Annotated in this window: 13 protein-coding genes and 1 pseudogene; 13 read left to right on the top strand and 1 reads right to left on the bottom strand. The window is 38.8% G+C overall.

Annotated elements, in window-relative coordinates; genetic code table 11:
- Nucleotides 1–49: 49 nt before the first annotated feature.
- From mutS to hfq, 10 genes and pseudogenes are all read left to right on the top strand, one after another.
- The gene (gene mutS, locus B5P37_RS10670) at nt 50–2,641 is read left to right on the top strand and encodes a DNA mismatch repair protein MutS (RefSeq protein WP_085238195.1); all 2,592 of its coding nucleotides are present in this window, start codon (nt 50–52) and stop codon (nt 2,639–2,641) included.
- 12 nt (nt 2,642–2,653) lie between these two features.
- Entirely contained in the window at nt 2,654–4,612 is a 1,959-nt protein-coding gene (gene mutL, locus B5P37_RS10675) for a DNA mismatch repair endonuclease MutL (protein WP_085238196.1), read from the top strand.
- A gap of 23 nt (nt 4,613–4,635) precedes the next feature.
- Entirely contained in the window at nt 4,636–5,169 is a 534-nt protein-coding gene (locus B5P37_RS10680; protein ID WP_085238197.1) for a glycerol-3-phosphate responsive antiterminator, read from the top strand.
- A 23-nt stretch (nt 5,170–5,192) separates the two neighbouring features.
- On the top strand, nt 5,193–6,230 hold the full coding sequence (locus B5P37_RS10685; protein WP_085238198.1) for a S66 family peptidase: 1,038 nt from the start codon (nt 5,193–5,195) through the stop codon (nt 6,228–6,230).
- A 178-nt stretch (nt 6,231–6,408) separates the two neighbouring features.
- Entirely contained in the window at nt 6,409–7,224 is an 816-nt protein-coding gene (locus B5P37_RS10690; protein WP_085238199.1) for an MIP/aquaporin family protein, read from the top strand.
- 219 nt (nt 7,225–7,443) lie between these two features.
- Entirely contained in the window at nt 7,444–8,946 is a 1,503-nt protein-coding gene (gene glpK, locus B5P37_RS10695) for a glycerol kinase GlpK (RefSeq protein ID WP_085238200.1), read from the top strand.
- 124 nt (nt 8,947–9,070) lie between these two features.
- Nucleotides 9,071–10,741 (top strand): glycerol-3-phosphate dehydrogenase/oxidase, encoded by a 1,671-nt coding sequence (locus B5P37_RS10700; protein WP_085238201.1) that lies wholly within the window; start codon nt 9,071–9,073, stop codon nt 10,739–10,741.
- 307 nt (nt 10,742–11,048) lie between these two features.
- Nucleotides 11,049–11,978, top strand: a pseudogene (locus B5P37_RS10705) (lysophospholipase).
- A 9-nt stretch (nt 11,979–11,987) separates the two neighbouring features.
- Nucleotides 11,988–12,944, top strand: coding sequence for a tRNA (adenosine(37)-N6)-dimethylallyltransferase MiaA (gene miaA / locus B5P37_RS10710; RefSeq protein WP_085238202.1), 957 nt, complete (start codon nt 11,988–11,990; stop codon nt 12,942–12,944).
- On the top strand, nt 12,937–13,143 hold the full coding sequence (hfq, locus tag B5P37_RS10715) for an RNA chaperone Hfq (RefSeq protein WP_085238203.1): 207 nt from the start codon (nt 12,937–12,939) through the stop codon (nt 13,141–13,143). The genes miaA and hfq overlap by 8 nt, the downstream gene beginning before the upstream one ends.
- Nucleotides 13,144–13,463: 320 nt before the next feature.
- Here hfq and B5P37_RS10720 read toward each other — a convergent pair whose 3' ends face one another.
- Nucleotides 13,464–13,937 carry a glutathione peroxidase gene (locus B5P37_RS10720; RefSeq protein WP_085238204.1) on the bottom strand — a complete coding sequence of 158 codons (474 nt, stop codon included), beginning with the start codon at nt 13,935–13,937 and terminating at the stop codon, nt 13,464–13,466.
- A gap of 104 nt (nt 13,938–14,041) precedes the next feature.
- Here B5P37_RS10720 and hflX point away from each other — a divergent pair, with 104 nt between their 5' ends.
- From hflX to B5P37_RS10735, 3 genes are all read left to right on the top strand, one after another.
- Entirely contained in the window at nt 14,042–15,274 is a 1,233-nt protein-coding gene (gene hflX, locus B5P37_RS10725) for a GTPase HflX (RefSeq protein WP_085238471.1), read from the top strand.
- 14 nt (nt 15,275–15,288) lie between these two features.
- Nucleotides 15,289–16,536 (top strand): methionine gamma-lyase family protein, encoded by a 1,248-nt coding sequence (locus tag B5P37_RS10730; RefSeq protein WP_085238205.1) that lies wholly within the window; start codon nt 15,289–15,291, stop codon nt 16,534–16,536.
- A gap of 175 nt (nt 16,537–16,711) precedes the next feature.
- Nucleotides 16,712–17,080: a MerR family transcriptional regulator gene (locus tag B5P37_RS10735; RefSeq protein ID WP_085238206.1), complete on the top strand. Its 369-nt coding sequence runs from the start codon at nt 16,712–16,714 to the stop codon at nt 17,078–17,080.
- Nucleotides 17,081–17,099: the final 19 nt, after the last annotated feature.

Below are 17,099 nucleotides of genomic sequence, written 5' to 3' on the forward strand. Positions count from 1 at the left end.
AGCAAAATCATACATAAACTTAATATTAAAAAAGGATTGTGAAAAATATATGGCAAATGTCACACCAATGATGAAGCAATATATGAATATTAAAGCACAACATGAAGATGCATTATTGTTTTTCAGACTCGGAGATTTTTATGAGATGTTTTACGATGATGCGATTACAGCTTCGCGTGTCCTAGAAATTACGTTGACGAAGCGGGATGCTAAAAAAGAGAATCCTATACCGATGGCAGGTGTTCCTTATCATTCGGCGGAAGGCTATATCGAAACGTTAATTCAAAATGGCTATAAGGTAGCGATATGCGAACAAATGGAAGACCCAAGGCAAGTAAAAGGCATGGTCAAGCGTGAAGTGGTTCGTGTGATCACGCCAGGGACGGTCATGGAAAAAGGTGGGATTGACGATACACAAAATAACTATATTTTAAGTTTTGTGAAGGACGACGGTTATGCATTAAGTTATTGTGATGTATCTACAGGAGAATTAAAAGTCACGCACTTTGAAGATGAAAGTACATTAATTAATGAAATCACGACGATTCATCCCAATGAAATTGTTGTGACACAAACATTATCAGAGTCATTAAAGCGACAACTCAGTGTGATTACTGAGACCATAACGGTAGTTAAAACGATTTCCGAACAGCCATACGCAGCGAATGACATGACCCACCCATTGATGCACCAAGCCGTGCAGATTGTATTAGATTATATTTATGATACGCAAAAAAGAGACTTATCTCATATTGAAACGGCGATTGCGTATCAAGCGCTTGATTATATGAAAATGGATTTTTATGCCAAACGCAATTTGGAATTAACAGAAAGCATCCGACTCAAATCGAAAAAAGGGACATTGCTTTGGTTGATGGATAAGACGAAAACACCAATGGGGGCACGTCGGCTTAAACAGTGGATTGACCGTCCACTCATTCAACAAGCTGAAATTTCAAAACGTCATGATGCAGTGGAACAATTTTTACAATACTTTATTGAACGAGATACGTTGCGACAATATTTGACAGAAGTGTATGACATCGAACGATTAGTTGGACGTGTGAGTTTTGGTAATGTCAATGCGAAAGACTTAGTTCAGCTCAAGCATTCCATTGCACAAATCCCTTCTATAAAGGCATTGTTACAATCCATTGAACATGCGTCTATTGCACATTTTAATGCTTTAGAGCCACTCGATGATTTGCTACATCTATTATCGGAAAGTCTCGTGGATGAGCCGCCACTATCTGTAAAAGAAGGTGGTTTGTTCAAAACAGGATTCAACGAGGCGTTAGATCAATATTTAGATGCTTCAAAAAATGGTAAGCAGTGGCTAGCTCAATTGCAGGCACAAGAACGTGAGCGTACAGGGATAAAGTCATTAAAAATTAGCTTCAACAAAGTATTTGGTTATTATATTGAAATTACACGAGCCAATTTATCCCAGTTTAACCCTGCCGATTATGGTTATGAACGGAAGCAGACCTTATCGAATGCTGAACGTTTTATCACTGATGAATTAAAGGAAAAAGAAGCGATTATTTTAGGCGCACAAGAAAAGGCGATTGAACTTGAATATCAATTATTTGTTGGGCTACGTGAAAAAGTGAAAAGTTATACCGAAAGGCTACAACAACAAGCCAAAATTATTTCGGAAATCGATTGTTTACAAAGTTTTGCGGAAATTGCACAACAATATCACTATGTTCGACCACAGTTTAGCGAAGATCAAACACTTCAGTTAGTTGATTCAAGGCATCCAGTAGTAGAACGCGTAATGGATTATAACGATTATGTCCCAAATGATTGCTACCTCGATCGAGATCAGTTTATTTATTTAATTACTGGACCGAATATGTCAGGGAAATCGACGTATATGCGTCAAGTGGCAATTATTAGCATCATGGCACAAATGGGCGCGTTTGTCCCTTGTGAACGTGCAATTTTGCCGCTGTTTGATCAAATTTTCACACGTATTGGTGCAGCGGACGATCTGGTTTCTGGTAAAAGTACATTTATGGTGGAAATGCTAGAAGCACAAAAAGCATTAAAGTATGCCACTGCGAATAGTTTAATTATCTTTGATGAAATTGGACGTGGGACGTCGACATATGATGGACTTGCCTTAGCTCAAGCGATGATTGAGTATGTTGCTGAAACTTCACAAGCAAAGACGTTGTTTTCTACACATTATCACGAACTCACAGAATTAGATCAACAATTGCCGAGTCTTAAAAATGTACACGTTGCGGCAGATGAATATCAAGGAGAATTGATATTTCTTCACAAAGTTAAAGATGGCGCAGTCGCAAACAGTTACGGCATTCAAGTTGCACAGCTCGCAAATCTGCCAGAACAAGTCATTGCACGGGCACAGGTGATATTGGAAGCATTTGAAGCGCATGAGAAAACCAGTGTGTCACATGACGATAGTGGTGATGTGGCACAAAAATCTAACTTGAGTACAACCAATCAGCCTAGCGGTGCGACGCAATTTGAACAACCGACTTTCGATTTATTTGTACCAGAAGTTGAGCAAAGTGAAGTAGAACTTGAAATTAAAAATTTAAACCTCTCACAAATGACACCCATAGAAGCGTTAGTAAAATTAAGCGAACTTCAAAATAGATTACGATAGAAGGTGAAACGGATGGGGAAAATTAGACGATTACACGCGTCCTTAGCGAATAAAATTGCAGCGGGCGAAGTGGTTGAACGGCCAAGTTCTGTAGTAAAAGAATTGCTTGAAAATAGTATTGATGCAGGTGCGACAGAAATTAATGTTGAAGTTGTTGAGTCGGGTGTTACTTCTATACGTGTGGTAGATAATGGTTCTGGAATTTTACCGGACGATTTACCACTGACGTTCCATAGACATGCAACGAGTAAGTTGATTGAAGATGACGATCTATTTCATATTCGTACTTTAGGGTTTCGGGGTGAAGCGCTAGCCAGTATTGCATCCGTTGCGAAAGTGACATTACAAACATCTACAGATGGTGTCAATGGCTATGAAGTTTATGCTGAAGAAGGCGAAATTTTGTCGGAAAAACCTGCAAAAGCACGTAAAGGAACGGATATTCGTGTCGAATCTTTATTTTATAATACACCTGCACGTTTGAAATATATCAAGAGCCTATACACAGAGTTGGGAAAAATAACCGATATTGTCAACCGTATGGCAATGAGTCATCCTCAAATCCGGATGTCCTTAACAAATGATGGTAAAAAGATACTACAGACGAATGGATCAGGCCGGACAAATGAAGTCATGGCTGAAATTTATGGTATGAAAGTAGCACGCGATTTAGTACGTGTCGAAGGTGAAACGAGTGACTATCGTATATCTGGTTACGTCGCAAAACCTGAACATTCACGTAGCAATCGACATTATATATCTTTATTCATTAATGGGCGTTATATTAAAAATTTCTTGTTAAATAAAGCGGTGCAAGAAGGCTATCACACACTGATGATGATTGGGCGCTATCCTATTGTTTATTTGAATATTGAAATGGATCCCATTTTAGTTGATGTGAATGTGCATCCCACTAAATTAGAAGTACGTCTGTCGAAAGAGGATCAATTATTTGATCTCATTGTTCAAAAGATTCGAGAGGCTTTTAAAGACCAATTGCTCATACCACAAAATGACTTGAAATCTAAATATACACCTAAAAAAGTATTGCAACAATTTGAACAACAAAAAATGGCCTTTAATCAACAACAGGACGTTGCCTCTAAGCAAGATACGCAAGCACCGTCTTCAACTTCAACATCACAGTTGAAGGAGATGACTGTTGAGGAACCGCGTACATCATTTTCTGATTCATCTATGGATGTCATGCCTGACCAGCAAAACATACGACATCATCATGACAACGATTTTTCGATAGATGAGCGTAGACATTTTTCTGAATTGACTGGGAGTGACTCTGAGCATTTGCAGTCTGTCAATCGGCACGAAGCAGAACAAGAAGATACACCACAAACGATTGAGGCAACCTCTCGAACACAATCTAAACGACGTGTTCCGTACATGGAAGTGGTTGGACAAGTACATGGCACGTACATTATTGCGCAAAATGATCAAGGCATGTATTTAATTGACCAACATGCGGCCCAGGAACGAATTAAATATGAATATTATCGAGATAAAATCGGCGAAGTCAATAATGAAAATCAAAGTTTGCTCATTCCGCTTACTTTTAATTTTTCAAAAGATGAACAGCTCATCATTGAACAGTATCGGGATGCGTTAAAAACAGCGGGAATATTTTTAGAACCTTTCGGGGGACATGATTATATTGTCGATAGTTTCCCAGTTTGGTTCCCACAAGAAGACGTTGAGGGTACAATGCGCGATATGATCGAGTACGTCATTCGCCATAAAAAAATCGATATTGCAAAGTTTCGAGAAGAAGCGGCGATTATGATGAGTTGTAAGCGGTCTATTAAAGCAAACCACTATTTGAAATTGAACGAGATGGCAGATTTGGTCAATCAATTGGGAGAAATGGAAGATCCGTTTACTTGTCCGCATGGAAGACCGGTCATTATTCATTTCACAAATTATGAATTAGAACGTTTGTTTAAAAGGATTCAATAACATGAGAATTAAAGGAGTTTGCCATGAAGCCACATATTTTACCAGCAATTCGATCGATTAAAGATTTGGAGAAGTTATTCAAAACGGATTACAAAACATGTGTATTATTAGACACACATATTGGTCATTTGAATGGCATTATGAAACTGATTCAACAACATCAATTAAAGCCATTTATGCACATTGACTTAATTAAAGGGATGAGTCATGATGAATTTGCTTGCGAATACATTATTCAAACTTATCGGCCCAAAGGTATTGTATCAACTAAAACGAAAGTGATTAAAAAAGCAAAAGCATTAGGTGTCGTAACGATTTTTCGTGTTTTTATCATTGATAGTCATGCTTTGGCACGGAGTATTGAACTCATCCAACGAATTGAACCTGATTATGTTGAAGTCTTACCTGGTATTGCAGATAAAGTGATTCAAGAAATTCATCAAAAAACCGGTGTAACCGTTATCGCGGGTGGACTCATCAATACACAAGACGAAGTTTCACGTGCGATTCAGAGTGGCGCAGCGTACATTACTACGAGTGAACAATCATTATGGTAAATTGAGTAAAGGGGGTTCGGGTGATGATAAAGACAAAACGATTACAGAAAGGGGACACAATTGCAATTGTATCGCCATCCTCGGGTTTGGCGGGTGAGCCAGACATTTTATGGCGAACGCAACAGGGGATTCGTGATATAGAAGCATTGGGTTACCGTGTGAAAGTGATGGAAAATAGTTTAAATGGCATCAAGTGGAATTATGAACATCCACAAGCACGTGCTGAAATTCTAAATGCAGCATTTGTAGATTCAGAAGTGACTGCCATTTTATCAACAATTGGAGGAAATGAAAGTGTACGTATCATTCCGTATTTAGACGATGAATTGATTCGTCGAAATCCTAAAATTTTTATTGGCTACTCTGATATCACTCCGCTACACCTTCATTTATATCGTCTTGGCGTAATCAGTTTTTATGGACCGGCACTATTAACAGATTTTGCTGAAAATGTTCAATTAGACACCTATACGTTGTCGCATTTATTTAGCGTCATTAGCGATACACAACCGATAGGAGAGATTGTCCCTTCAAAAGACGTGCGCACTTCCGGTTTGCGTTGGAACTATCATCAACGTCATATTGAGCGAGAAAAACAACCAAATGAGGGCTATATGTATGTGCAAGGACAAGGGCAAGTGACAGGTGCATTGATTGGCGGGTGTTTTGAATCTTTGGACAAACTTCGAGGCACCCCTTATTTTCCGAGTTTAGATGAATTTGACGGAAAAATCCTGTTTTTAGAGACATCAGAAGTGCAGATTTCACCTGTGAATTTTGAAGAAACATTGCGTTCTTTTGGATTAATGGGAATCTTTCATCGCGTTGTAGGTATCCTATTTGGACGTCCCCAAAATGGTGTTCACCAAGAAGCCTATCACGATAAATTACGTCTCATTATGCGTGAATTTAATCAAGAGCGGTTGCCTATTATGGGGAATGCAAGTTTTGGACATAATGAACCTAAATTTACGCTTCCATATGGCGTCCTTGCGACCCTTTCAGTGGACGCCCTTACTTTTAGCATAGATGAAGTGGCGGTTACGGCAGAATCCGATTAAAGTGTCAAAAGTGATTAAATTGGTTGATATAAGTTGACGAAAATATTGACAACGCTTACATTTTCGTTGTAATATGATTGCAAGTTGATATTTAGCTAGAGACTAAGAGACTTCTATTCGCGTTTAATACTGTTTAATGCGTATTGAAGTCTTTTTCTATTTAAAGGGAGGAAAAAGAATGAATGTCTACTTAGCCGAGTTTTTCGGTACAGCATTACTTTTACTCATGGGTGGTGGCGTTGTTGCAAATGTGAGTTTGAAAAAAACGAACGCCAATGGTGCAGACTGGATTGTTATCGCAATTGGATGGGGCCTCGCAGTAGTATTAGGCGTCTATGCGGTGGGGCAAATTTCTGGCGCACATTTAAACCCTGCTGTAACATTAGCCTTAGCCATTAACGGAGATTTTTCATGGGCACAAGTACCTGGTTATATGATTGCGCAATTACTGGGTGGTATTTTGGGTGGTATGTTAACTTGGCTCATGTATTTACCGCATTGGCGTGCAACTGAGGAACCTGCAACGAAACTCGGGGTATTTGCAACTGGTCCTGCATTAAAAAACTATATTGCAAATTTTATATCAGAGATTATCGGAACAGCGGTGTTAACATCAGGACTTTTGTATATCGGTGCGAACAAATTTACAGATGGTTTAAACCCATTGATTGTTGGCGCATTGATTGTAGCCATCGGTTTAAGTTTAGGAGGTACGACAGGGTATGCGATTAATCCAGCACGGGACTTAGGCCCACGTATTGCTCATGCGATTTTACCTATTCATGGTAAAGGTTCAAGTGGATGGGGTTATGCGATCGTGCCGGTCATTGGACCACTAGTTGGGGGTATGCTAGGGACAGTGTTGTATCGACTCGTATTCAAAAGTATTTTTGATGGATGGACGATTGCAACAATCGTCATTTTAATCCTTACATTATTGTTAGGTAAAATTTTAAACCAAAAAACACCTAAAGAAGAAATTGCACAAATATAAAAATACAACATGGATGTATGAATAACAATGAGAGAATGACAAGGCTTCTCTGATAGGTGAATGAATATAGAAGTCTGGTCACTCTTGTTGACATAAAGCCTTGTGGTTGTATAGAGTGAAGTGACAAAAGATTGACGTGTGGTGGATTCATCGCCACACCATGTTTTTCTACAAGTTAATATTTGAAACAGAGACGAAGTGTTGAGAGGAGATCATATTATGGGAAATTATATTTTATCAATAGACCAAGGTACGACAAGTTCACGTGCGATTTTATTCAATGAAGAAGGTGGAATTGTAGGCGTTGCCCAGCGAGAATTTAAACAACATTTTCCAAAAGCGGGTTGGGTAGAACATGATGCGAATGAAATTTGGACGTCGGTTTTATCTGTTATGGCGTCAGTTTTGAATGAAAATAATGTATCCGCTAAAGAAATTAAAGGAATTGGTATTACGAATCAGCGTGAAACGACGGTCGTATGGGATAAAAACACAGGGCGTCCCATCTATAATGCCATCGTTTGGCAATCACGACAAACGCAACAAATTTGTGATGCGTTGAAAAATGAGGGATATGAACAATTATTTAGGGATAAAACGGGATTATTGTTAGATCCTTATTTTTCAGGTACGAAGGTAAAATGGATTTTGGATAAAGTTGAAGGCGCACGTGAAAGTGCAGAAAAAGGCGATGTATTGTTTGGTACGATTGATTCATGGCTCGTTTGGAAATTGTCAGGCGGTCGTGCGCATGTGACCGATTATTCCAATGCAAGTCGTACATTAATGTATAACATTCACGAATTAAAATGGGATGATGAGCTTCTTGAACTATTAGATGTTCCAAAGGCGATGTTACCTGAAGTCAAACCTTCGAGTGAAGTATACTGCGAAACAATCGATTATCATTTCTTTGGTGAGAACGTACCGATTGCTGGAATTGCTGGCGATCAACAGGCGGCATTGTTCGGGCAAGCATGCTTTGAACGTGGCGATATCAAAAACACATATGGTACAGGTGGTTTCATGTTAATGAACACAGGCGAAGAAGCTGTGAAGTCAGGCAATGGTTTGCTCACGACAATCGCATATGGTATCGATGGTAAAGTCAATTACGCCTTAGAAGGTTCAATCTTTGTATCGGGCTCTGCGATTCAATGGTTAAGAGATGGGCTGAGAATGATTAATTCTGCACCGCAATCTGAAGACTATGCAAAACGCGTTGATTCTACTGAAGGGGTGTACGTTGTTCCTGCATTTGTTGGTTTGGGAACGCCATATTGGGATTCTGATGCACGTGGCGCAATTTTCGGATTAACGCGTGGTACAGAAAAAGAACACTTCATTCGTGCGACGCTTGAGTCATTATGTTATCAAACACGTGATGTCATTGAAGCTATGGCACAAGACTCAGGGATTGAAGTGAACAGTTTGCGCGTAGATGGTGGTGCAGTTAAAAATAATTTCCTAATGCAATTCCAAGCCGACTTAGTTAATATCAGCGTAGAACGTCCAGAAATCAATGAAACAACAGCCCTAGGTGCGGCTTATTTAGCTGGTTTGGCAACAGGATTTTGGAAGGACAAATCAGAAATTACGAGTCGTTGGAAATTAGAAAAAGCTTTCGAACCATCAATGGACAATAAGGAAAGTGATCGATTATACAAAGGATGGAAGAAAGCTGTAGAAGCCACACAAGTTTTTAAAATAGACGAGGCATAAGCCGTATGATATACTGTAGGTAAGTTAATAGCATAACGCGAGAAAAGAAGAGACTTTGTTCGTACAACTTGATGAAGGTGTATAGGCGGAGTCTCTCTTTTTATGAAATTAGGAGGCGAAATATATGAGTTTATCGACATTGAAACGTGATTCGGTGAAGCAGCGAATGAAAAATGAGGAATATGATGTTATTGTTGTAGGTGGCGGCATTACGGGGGCAGGTGTCGCTTTAGATGCATCAGCGAGAGGAATGAAAGTGGCGCTTGTTGAAATGCAAGACTTTGCACAGGGAACGAGTTCACGTTCGACAAAATTAGTACATGGCGGTTTACGCTACTTAAAGCAATTTCAAGTGGGGGTTGTTGCTGAAACAGGTAAAGAACGTGCCATCGTCTATGAAAATGGGCCACACGTCACGACACCAGAATGGATGTTATTACCGATGCACAAAGGTGGTACATTTGGTAAATTCTCAACTTCAATCGGCTTAGCGATGTATGACCGATTAGCAGGGGTAAAAAAATCAGAACGAAAAAAAATGTTAAGTAAGAAAGAAACTTCTGCGAAAGAACCGCTTGTTAAACAAGAAGGATTAAAAGGCGGCGGTTATTACGTAGAATACCGTACGGATGATGCACGATTAACGATAGAAGTAATGAAAAAAGCAGCTGAACAAGGTGCAGACATCATGAACTATGTCAAAGTGAATAACTTCTTATATGATCATAAAGAAAAAGTGAATGGTGTCATGGTGATTGATCGCCTTGCTAATGAAACATTTGAAATTAGAGGTAAAAAAGTCGTGAATGCGACAGGACCTTGGGTAGATGAAGTGCGTAGTGCAGATTATTCTAAAAACAATAAACAACTGCGATTAACAAAAGGTGTTCACGTTGTTATTGACCAATCGAAGTTCCCATTGCGTCAAGCGGTATACTTTGATACTGAGAAAGATGGGCGTATGATTTTTGCGATTCCACGTGATGGCAAGGCGTACGTCGGAACTACAGATACATTTTATAATAATGACAAATCAAAACCACTCGTCAACCAAGAAGATCGAGATTATTTGGTTGAAGCGATTAACTACATGTTCCCAACTGTACATGTGACAGATGCAGATATTGAATCGACATGGGCAGGCGTTCGTCCGCTTATATATGAAGAAGGAAAAGACCCTTCAGAAATTTCACGAAAAGATGAAGTTTGGGAAGGTAAATCAGGCCTACTTACCATTGCAGGAGGAAAATTAACAGGCTATCGTCATATGGCATTAGAAATTGTAGATTTAGTTGAGAAACGACTTAAACAAGAATACAAATTAAAATTTAATCAAGTTGACACAAAACATATTCCTATTTCTGGTGGAGATGTTGGAGGTAGTGCAAACTTTGAACAATTTGTTGAAGAGAAAGTGGCGTTAGCAGACGCGTATAATCTGGACCAAAACTTAGCACGTCGATTTGCAACAAAATTTGGTTCGAATGTCGACGATTTATTCGAGATTGCGCAAGCAGCACAACATCAAAATACAGGCTTGCCGTTAGAACTTTACGTTGAATTAGTCTATGGTGTACAGAACGAGTTAGTGATTAAACCAACGGACTTCTTAGTGCGTCGTACAGGTGCTTTATATTTTGATATTGATTCCGTTCTCCGTTATAAAGATACTGTTATCGATGTCTTAGCTGATTTAGTGGGGTACGATGCAAATACAAAAGCGATTTACAAAGCAGAATTAGAAGAAGCCATTCAAGAAGCACGACACGGTCAACATCAACCAGCTGAAAAATAATTTTAAAATCGTATTATCACTGGGATTGGAACATCATCTTGTTCCAATCCCTTTAATTCGTTATCAAAATTGCGCTATAAATCGAGGTTTCATATTTTTAAGTCTGCAACTGAGGATGTACGGGATGGAATTGACTTTTTATAAGAGGCAGTCAAAAGATGTGAGTTGAGCACTCAAATGTCTGTTGAAAAATCAAAAGACAACAAAATACATGTGATCGTTATATGTGATGCACCATTAAAGTGTTCAAAATGCGTGAATATGGTAAAGTTGAATTAATGACATAAAATCGGAGAGGTGAGCGAATATGGTAAAATCAGAAGCCATGAAAATTGCTGTCATGGATGGAACGATGTTAGAAGCTAGAGTGGATCAGGCAGACTTTGAAGCAGTAGGCATTGTACATATTTTTCATGGCATGTCGGAACATATGGATCGTTATGCACAATTGGTTGAAAAACTCAATCAACAAGGATAACATGTCATCCGGCATAATCATCGTGGACATGGCGTTGAAGTGGACGGCGTACGGGGGCATTTTGATTCAATAGCGCAAGTTGTACAAGATGCATACGAAATTCAAAGTACTTTGCGCGCTCAATTTGATTCACAGTTACCAGTGATTTTGCTAGGGCACTCAATGGGGTCCATCATTGCAAGACAATTTGTTCAAACGTTTCCTAAGGCTGTACAAGGGTTAGTTCTAAGCGGAACGGGTTATTATCCATCATGGTATTATCGCCTTGTTTTACCGATATTGAAAAGTGTGACATTGATATTTGGGAAAAAGCGACGTCTGAAATGGTTGAATCATTTAACAACTGGGCGTTTCAACAAAAACTTCAAACCTGTCCGTACAACGAGTGACTGGTTAAGTTCGGATCGAACAGAAGTGGATGGATTTATCCAAGATCCGTATACTGGATTTTTAGTATCGAATCAACTGATTTATAGTGTGCTCTATGCAATGATGTTGACCACACGCCAGAAAAACATTTTGAAAATGGATCACACGCTCCCTATTCTCCTCGTATCTGGCAAAGATGATCCATTTGGTGGGAATGGCAAAGGAATTCGACAACTTGGTAAAGTTTATAAAAAAGGTGGCATGGATCATGTTACTGTTCAAATTTATAAAAATAAAAGACATGAAATTTTATTTGAAAAAGATAAAACAACGGTGTGGCGTCATATGTTAGACTGGATGAGTCGACAAATTATCAAAAGTAAAAAGTAGGTGAACGGGGTGTCACAAAATAAACCCTTTGTCATAGCGATTGTTGGACCGACAGCCAGTGGAAAAACTGAGTTCGGTGTAGCGCTAGCAAAAGAAATTAATGGAGAGATTATTAGTGGAGACGCTATGCAAATCTATCAAGGGATGGATATTGGTACTGCAAAAGTAACGGCAAAAGAAATGGAAGGAATTCCGCATCATCTCATCAATATTTTAAAACCTGATGAAACATATTCAGTGTACGACTTTCAACAACAAGCACAACGGTTGATTGAAGAAATTACGAATCGAGGAAAAGTTCCAATTATCGTCGGTGGGACAGGGCTTTATATACAGTCAGTGATTTACAATTATCAGTTTGATGACGAAGCGGTTTCCCCAGCTGTTGCTGAACGAGTGAAACAACAAATGGCGATGTTATCTAGTTATTCAAATCATGAATTACATGAATATTTAGGGACATTCGATCCGGAATCTCAACGTGTGATTCATCCTAATAATCGTAAAAGGGTGGAACGGGCGATTGCGTATTATTTACAGACAAAAAAAGTTTTAAGTAATCGCAAGAAAAGTACCCAATTGACTGAAAATTATGATACATTATTACTAGGGATGAAAATGTCGCGCGATACCTTATATTCAAGGATAAATAATCGTGTTGATGTCATGTTGTCTCATGGTTTATTGGATGAAGTGCAAGAACTTATTGAATTAGGTTATGAATCGTGTCAAAGTATGCAAGCCATCGGTTATAAAGAAATTATACCGGTGATTAAAAATGAAGTTCCACTGGATGAGGCGATTGAACGACTCAAACAGCATTCACGTAATTATGCGAAAAGGCAAATGACTTGGTTTACAAATAAACTTAATGTTCATTGGTTAGATAGAGAGAAGATGTCACTTACTTCAATGTTATCTGAGCTGAAACCCCTAATAAATAAAAGGAGAAATGAACATGATTGAGAAACGTAACATTCAAGATGAGTACCTAGAGAAATTTAAAGAAGAGGGTAAAGAACTAACGGTATTTTTAACGAATGGTTTCCAATTACGCGGTACAATTGTTGATTTTGACCAATATGTAATTGATATACTCTCCCAAGGGCGTCACCATTTAATTTACAAACACGCAATAAGCACATTTTTAGAAGGTACGAACTAAATTGATGTTAATGGAGTGGAGTGACCTCATATCGTGTCACTTCATCAATGCGGAGACAGCGCCAACCTCTATTTTCCGAAAGGAGTTAGCGGTGTCTCTCCACTTTTAATTATCAATCTACTGTTCATTAGGGAAATCACCGAATAATTAAAGGGCAACAAGGGTGTTGTGGCACCCGTCGCTCATTTCATGTGACAGGGCATGACGATGTTATGAGTCACAAAAACAAATCAATCCAGAACTGCTGATCAGTTGAAATAAAGAAACATCACCTTTTTCGTATTCACGACGATTGAAAGGGTGATGTTTTCTTATGGCGTTTATAATAATTTTTCAATATCATCTATCAAATGTTCAGGTGTTTTTTGTGGTGAAAAACGTTTAACGACGTGACCTTCACGATCAATTAAAAATTTAGTAAAATTCCACTTAATCTTATCACCAAAAACACCAGACTTTTGCGATTTTAGGTATTGATAGAGTGGGTGTGCATGTTCACCATTGACTTCAATTTTTTCATGCATTGGAAAAGTCACACCATAATTGAGTTGGCAGTTGGTTGCAGCTTCAGCCCCGCTACCAGGTTCTTGCTTGCCAAATTGATTGCTTGGAAAACCTAATACCGTAAATCCTCGGTCACTATAGGTTTCATAAAGTTTTTGCAAACCTTGAAATTGCGGTGTTAAACCACATTCACTGGCTGTGTTCACGATGAGTAGGACGTCTCCTTTGTATTGCGACAGTGGATAAGTTGTACCATCCGTTTTTGGGACTTCAATATCATATAAATGCATTGTTTTCACCTCTAAAACAAATATAACACAATCAGCCTATATAGTCTTAAGTGATACACTGTGTTAGAATACGGATTGATATGTTAAAAGAAAATGGTGATAAGATGGGTAAAACAGAACTCCATTTAACTCAAAGCGCAAAAGAAACGGCAGTATTAGTCGGTGTAGACGTTTATCAGTCAGATTATGATTTTGACAGTACAATGGCTGAATTAAACGCTTTAGCCTATACATGTGATTTAGAAGTTAAAGGGCAGTGGAGCCAACATAGAAATCATGTTGACTATAAATTTTATATCGGTAAAGGGAAATTGGCGGAGATTAAAGACTTTATTGCGTTTCATGATATTGATGTGGTTGTAACCAACGATGAATTAACGACGACACAATCAAAAAATTTAAACACGCAATTGGGTGTCAAGATTATCGACCGGACCCAATTAATCCTAGAGATTTTTGCGTTGAGAGCAAGAAGCAAGGAAGGGAAACTTCAAGTCGAATATGCACAGCTAGACTATTTATTGCCTCGACTCATGGGGCATGGTAAAAGTTTATCCCGTTTAGGCGGAGGTATCGGTACGAGGGGTCCTGGTGAAACGAAACTCGAAACCGACCGACGTCATATCCGAACACGTATGAATGAAATTAAACGTAAACTCAGCGAAGTGGAAGCGCATCGAGAACGTTATCGAAATAAAAGAGGACAAAACCATGTGTTTCAAGCAGCACTCATCGGCTATACAAACGCTGGCAAGTCTTCATGGTTTAATACATTAACCGATGCAGCCACTTACGAACAAGATTTACTTTTTGCAACGTTGGATCCTAAGGCGCGGCAACTTAACATTAATAATGGATTTGAAATGGTCATTTCGGATACAGTAGGCTTTATTCAAAAATTGCCGACATCGCTCATCGAAGCGTTTAAATCTACATTAGAAGAAGCACGACAAGCAGACTTGCTCATCCATGTGGTCGATGCCAGTCATGCCGATTACAAAATTCAATATGATACCGTTAAGGAAATTATTCGTGAACTTGACATGGATTACATCCCTCAAGTGGTCATTTTTAACAAGCGTGATTTACATACGGGAGCGCGACCCATTGCAGATCAAGTGTCCGTATTTGTATCGTCTAAAAATCCAGATGATATCGAAAAAGTAAAAACATTAATTATTGAAGCGATTCAAAAACAATTCCGATTTTATCAAATACAATTAGAGAGTCAATGTGCTGAAAAGTTATATCAACTTAAACAACAGACCTTAGTGACTCGTCTTGAATATGATGAAGAGACAGATCAATACATGATAGAAGGCTATCAAAAACAATAGAAAGAAGCGGGAACATGACACAATTATCACAACTTATTGAAGAAATAGAAACGATACTCGTACCATATTTTAGAGAAATTGAGGCGCGTGCGCTTAAAAATCAACAACGTGTTTTAGATGCGTTTCATCAAGTGAAGATTACTGAAGCGGATTTAGTAGGATCAACGGGTTACGGATATGATGATGCTGGAAGAGATCATCTCGAAGCGGTTTATGCGGCAACATTTAAAGCAGAAGATGCGCTAGTGAGACCGCAACTCATTTCAGGTACACACGCGATTACAGTGGCACTACAAAGTATGTTAAAGCCAGGTGAAAGCTTGATGTACATTACTGGAAGTCCTTATGATACTTTGTTAGAAGTGATCGGCGTGAGTGGAACGGGCATTGAAAGCCTAAAAGAATATGGGATACATTATCAAGAAGTTGAACTTAAAGCAGGACATATAGATATCGAAAAAGTATTACATACCATTGATGAGACAACAAAAGTCGTCGCAATTCAACGTTCCAAAGGGTATGATCAACGTCCATCTATTTCTATAGATGAAATTGAGAAAGCAATTCAGAGCATTAAAGCACAGCATCCAGATGTCATTATTTTCGTTGACAATTGTTATGGTGAATTTGTGGAGACAAAAGAGCCGGTCGAAGTTGGGGCTGATTTAATGGCAGGATCGCTCATTAAAAATCCAGGGGGTGGATTAGCGAAAATTGGAGGCTATATTGTTGGACGACAAGAATTAGTCGCTCGGTGTGGTTATCGTTTAACAGCACCTGGTATAGGCAAAGAGGCAGGTGCGTCATTGGATGCGTTACAGGCCATGTATCAAGGTTTTTTTATGAGCCCTCATATCGTTAGTCAGAGTTTAAAAGGCGCCCTTTTTACAAGTTTATTGTTAGAGCGTTTAAATATGCGTACGTCCCCACGTTATGATGAACCACGTACAGATTTAATTCAAACCGTGTCATTCGGTAACCAAGAACAAATGATTCGTTTCTGTCAAAGTATTCAACATGCTTCTCCAATTAACGCCCATTTTAACCCTGAACCAAGTGCGATGCCGGGTTACGAAGATGCTGTTATTATGGCTGCAGGAACATTCATACAAGGCGCATCAATTGAACTGACTGCCGACGGACCGATTCGCCCACCTTATGAAGTATACGTACAAGGAGGCCTCACCTATGAACATGTCAAAATCGCAGTCATACGTGCAGTCGGAACTTTAATAGAAGATGGCCTAATTTCAATAAAATAAAATATTTTTACTCTTATAGTATAAAAACACACTCATATGAAAGGTCGGAATAATCAGAAATGTTGTAGTGGCAGGTGTTTTTAGGTATATGTTAGGTTTCCTGACACATTTTTGAAATGTTGAAATAGGTATGCTATTGTAAAAGCAAGTTCAAAAAGTCAAGGAGATGTGGGAGATGGACAACGATAAAATTCGCCGAAACATGCCTGTATTTCCGATGAGTGTTGTCAGTCGATTAACGGAATTGTCACCACGACAAATTCGTTATTACGAAACACATGAACTTGTTACCCCTTCGCGTACAGTGGGAAACAAACGTCTCTTTTCACTGAATGATTTAGAAACATTACTTTCAATTAAACATTTATTGGAAAAAGGGTTTAATATGAAAGGAATTAAACAAATCATGTTAACGGATGACGTTAATCCATTGAATGATGAAGAGGCGCAATTGAGAAAGCAGATGCTCGTGGATACGACACAGAAACCACAACGTGATTCGATACCTTTGAATCGTGGAGATTTATCGCGCTTTTTTAAATAACTTATACTGGAGGACATTT

Source organism: Staphylococcus lutrae (assembly GCF_002101335.1).
Lineage (GTDB): Bacteria > Bacillota > Bacilli > Staphylococcales > Staphylococcaceae > Staphylococcus > Staphylococcus lutrae.

What these genes read in the sequence shown, in the direction of transcription:
- mutS (WP_085238195.1), top strand. Translation starts at nt 50, where the DNA reads ATGGCAAATGTCACACCAATGATGAAGCAATATATGAATATTAAAGCA.
- mutL (WP_085238196.1), top strand. Translation starts at nt 2,654, where the DNA reads ATGGGGAAAATTAGACGATTACACGCGTCCTTAGCGAATAAAATTGCA.
- B5P37_RS10680 (WP_085238197.1), top strand. Translation starts at nt 4,636, where the DNA reads ATGAAGCCACATATTTTACCAGCAATTCGATCGATTAAAGATTTGGAG.
- B5P37_RS10685 (WP_085238198.1), top strand. Translation starts at nt 5,193, where the DNA reads ATGATAAAGACAAAACGATTACAGAAAGGGGACACAATTGCAATTGTA.
- B5P37_RS10690 (WP_085238199.1), top strand. Translation starts at nt 6,409, where the DNA reads ATGAATGTCTACTTAGCCGAGTTTTTCGGTACAGCATTACTTTTACTC.
- glpK (WP_085238200.1), top strand. Translation starts at nt 7,444, where the DNA reads ATGGGAAATTATATTTTATCAATAGACCAAGGTACGACAAGTTCACGT.
- B5P37_RS10700 (WP_085238201.1), top strand. Translation starts at nt 9,071, where the DNA reads ATGAGTTTATCGACATTGAAACGTGATTCGGTGAAGCAGCGAATGAAA.
- hfq (WP_085238203.1), top strand. Translation starts at nt 12,937, where the DNA reads ATGATTGAGAAACGTAACATTCAAGATGAGTACCTAGAGAAATTTAAA.
- B5P37_RS10720 (WP_085238204.1), bottom strand. Translation starts at nt 13,937, where the DNA reads ATGCATTTATATGATATTGAAGTCCCAAAAACGGATGGTACAACTTAT.
- hflX (WP_085238471.1), top strand. Translation starts at nt 14,042, where the DNA reads ATGGGTAAAACAGAACTCCATTTAACTCAAAGCGCAAAAGAAACGGCA.
- B5P37_RS10730 (WP_085238205.1), top strand. Translation starts at nt 15,289, where the DNA reads ATGACACAATTATCACAACTTATTGAAGAAATAGAAACGATACTCGTA.
- B5P37_RS10735 (WP_085238206.1), top strand. Translation starts at nt 16,712, where the DNA reads ATGGACAACGATAAAATTCGCCGAAACATGCCTGTATTTCCGATGAGT.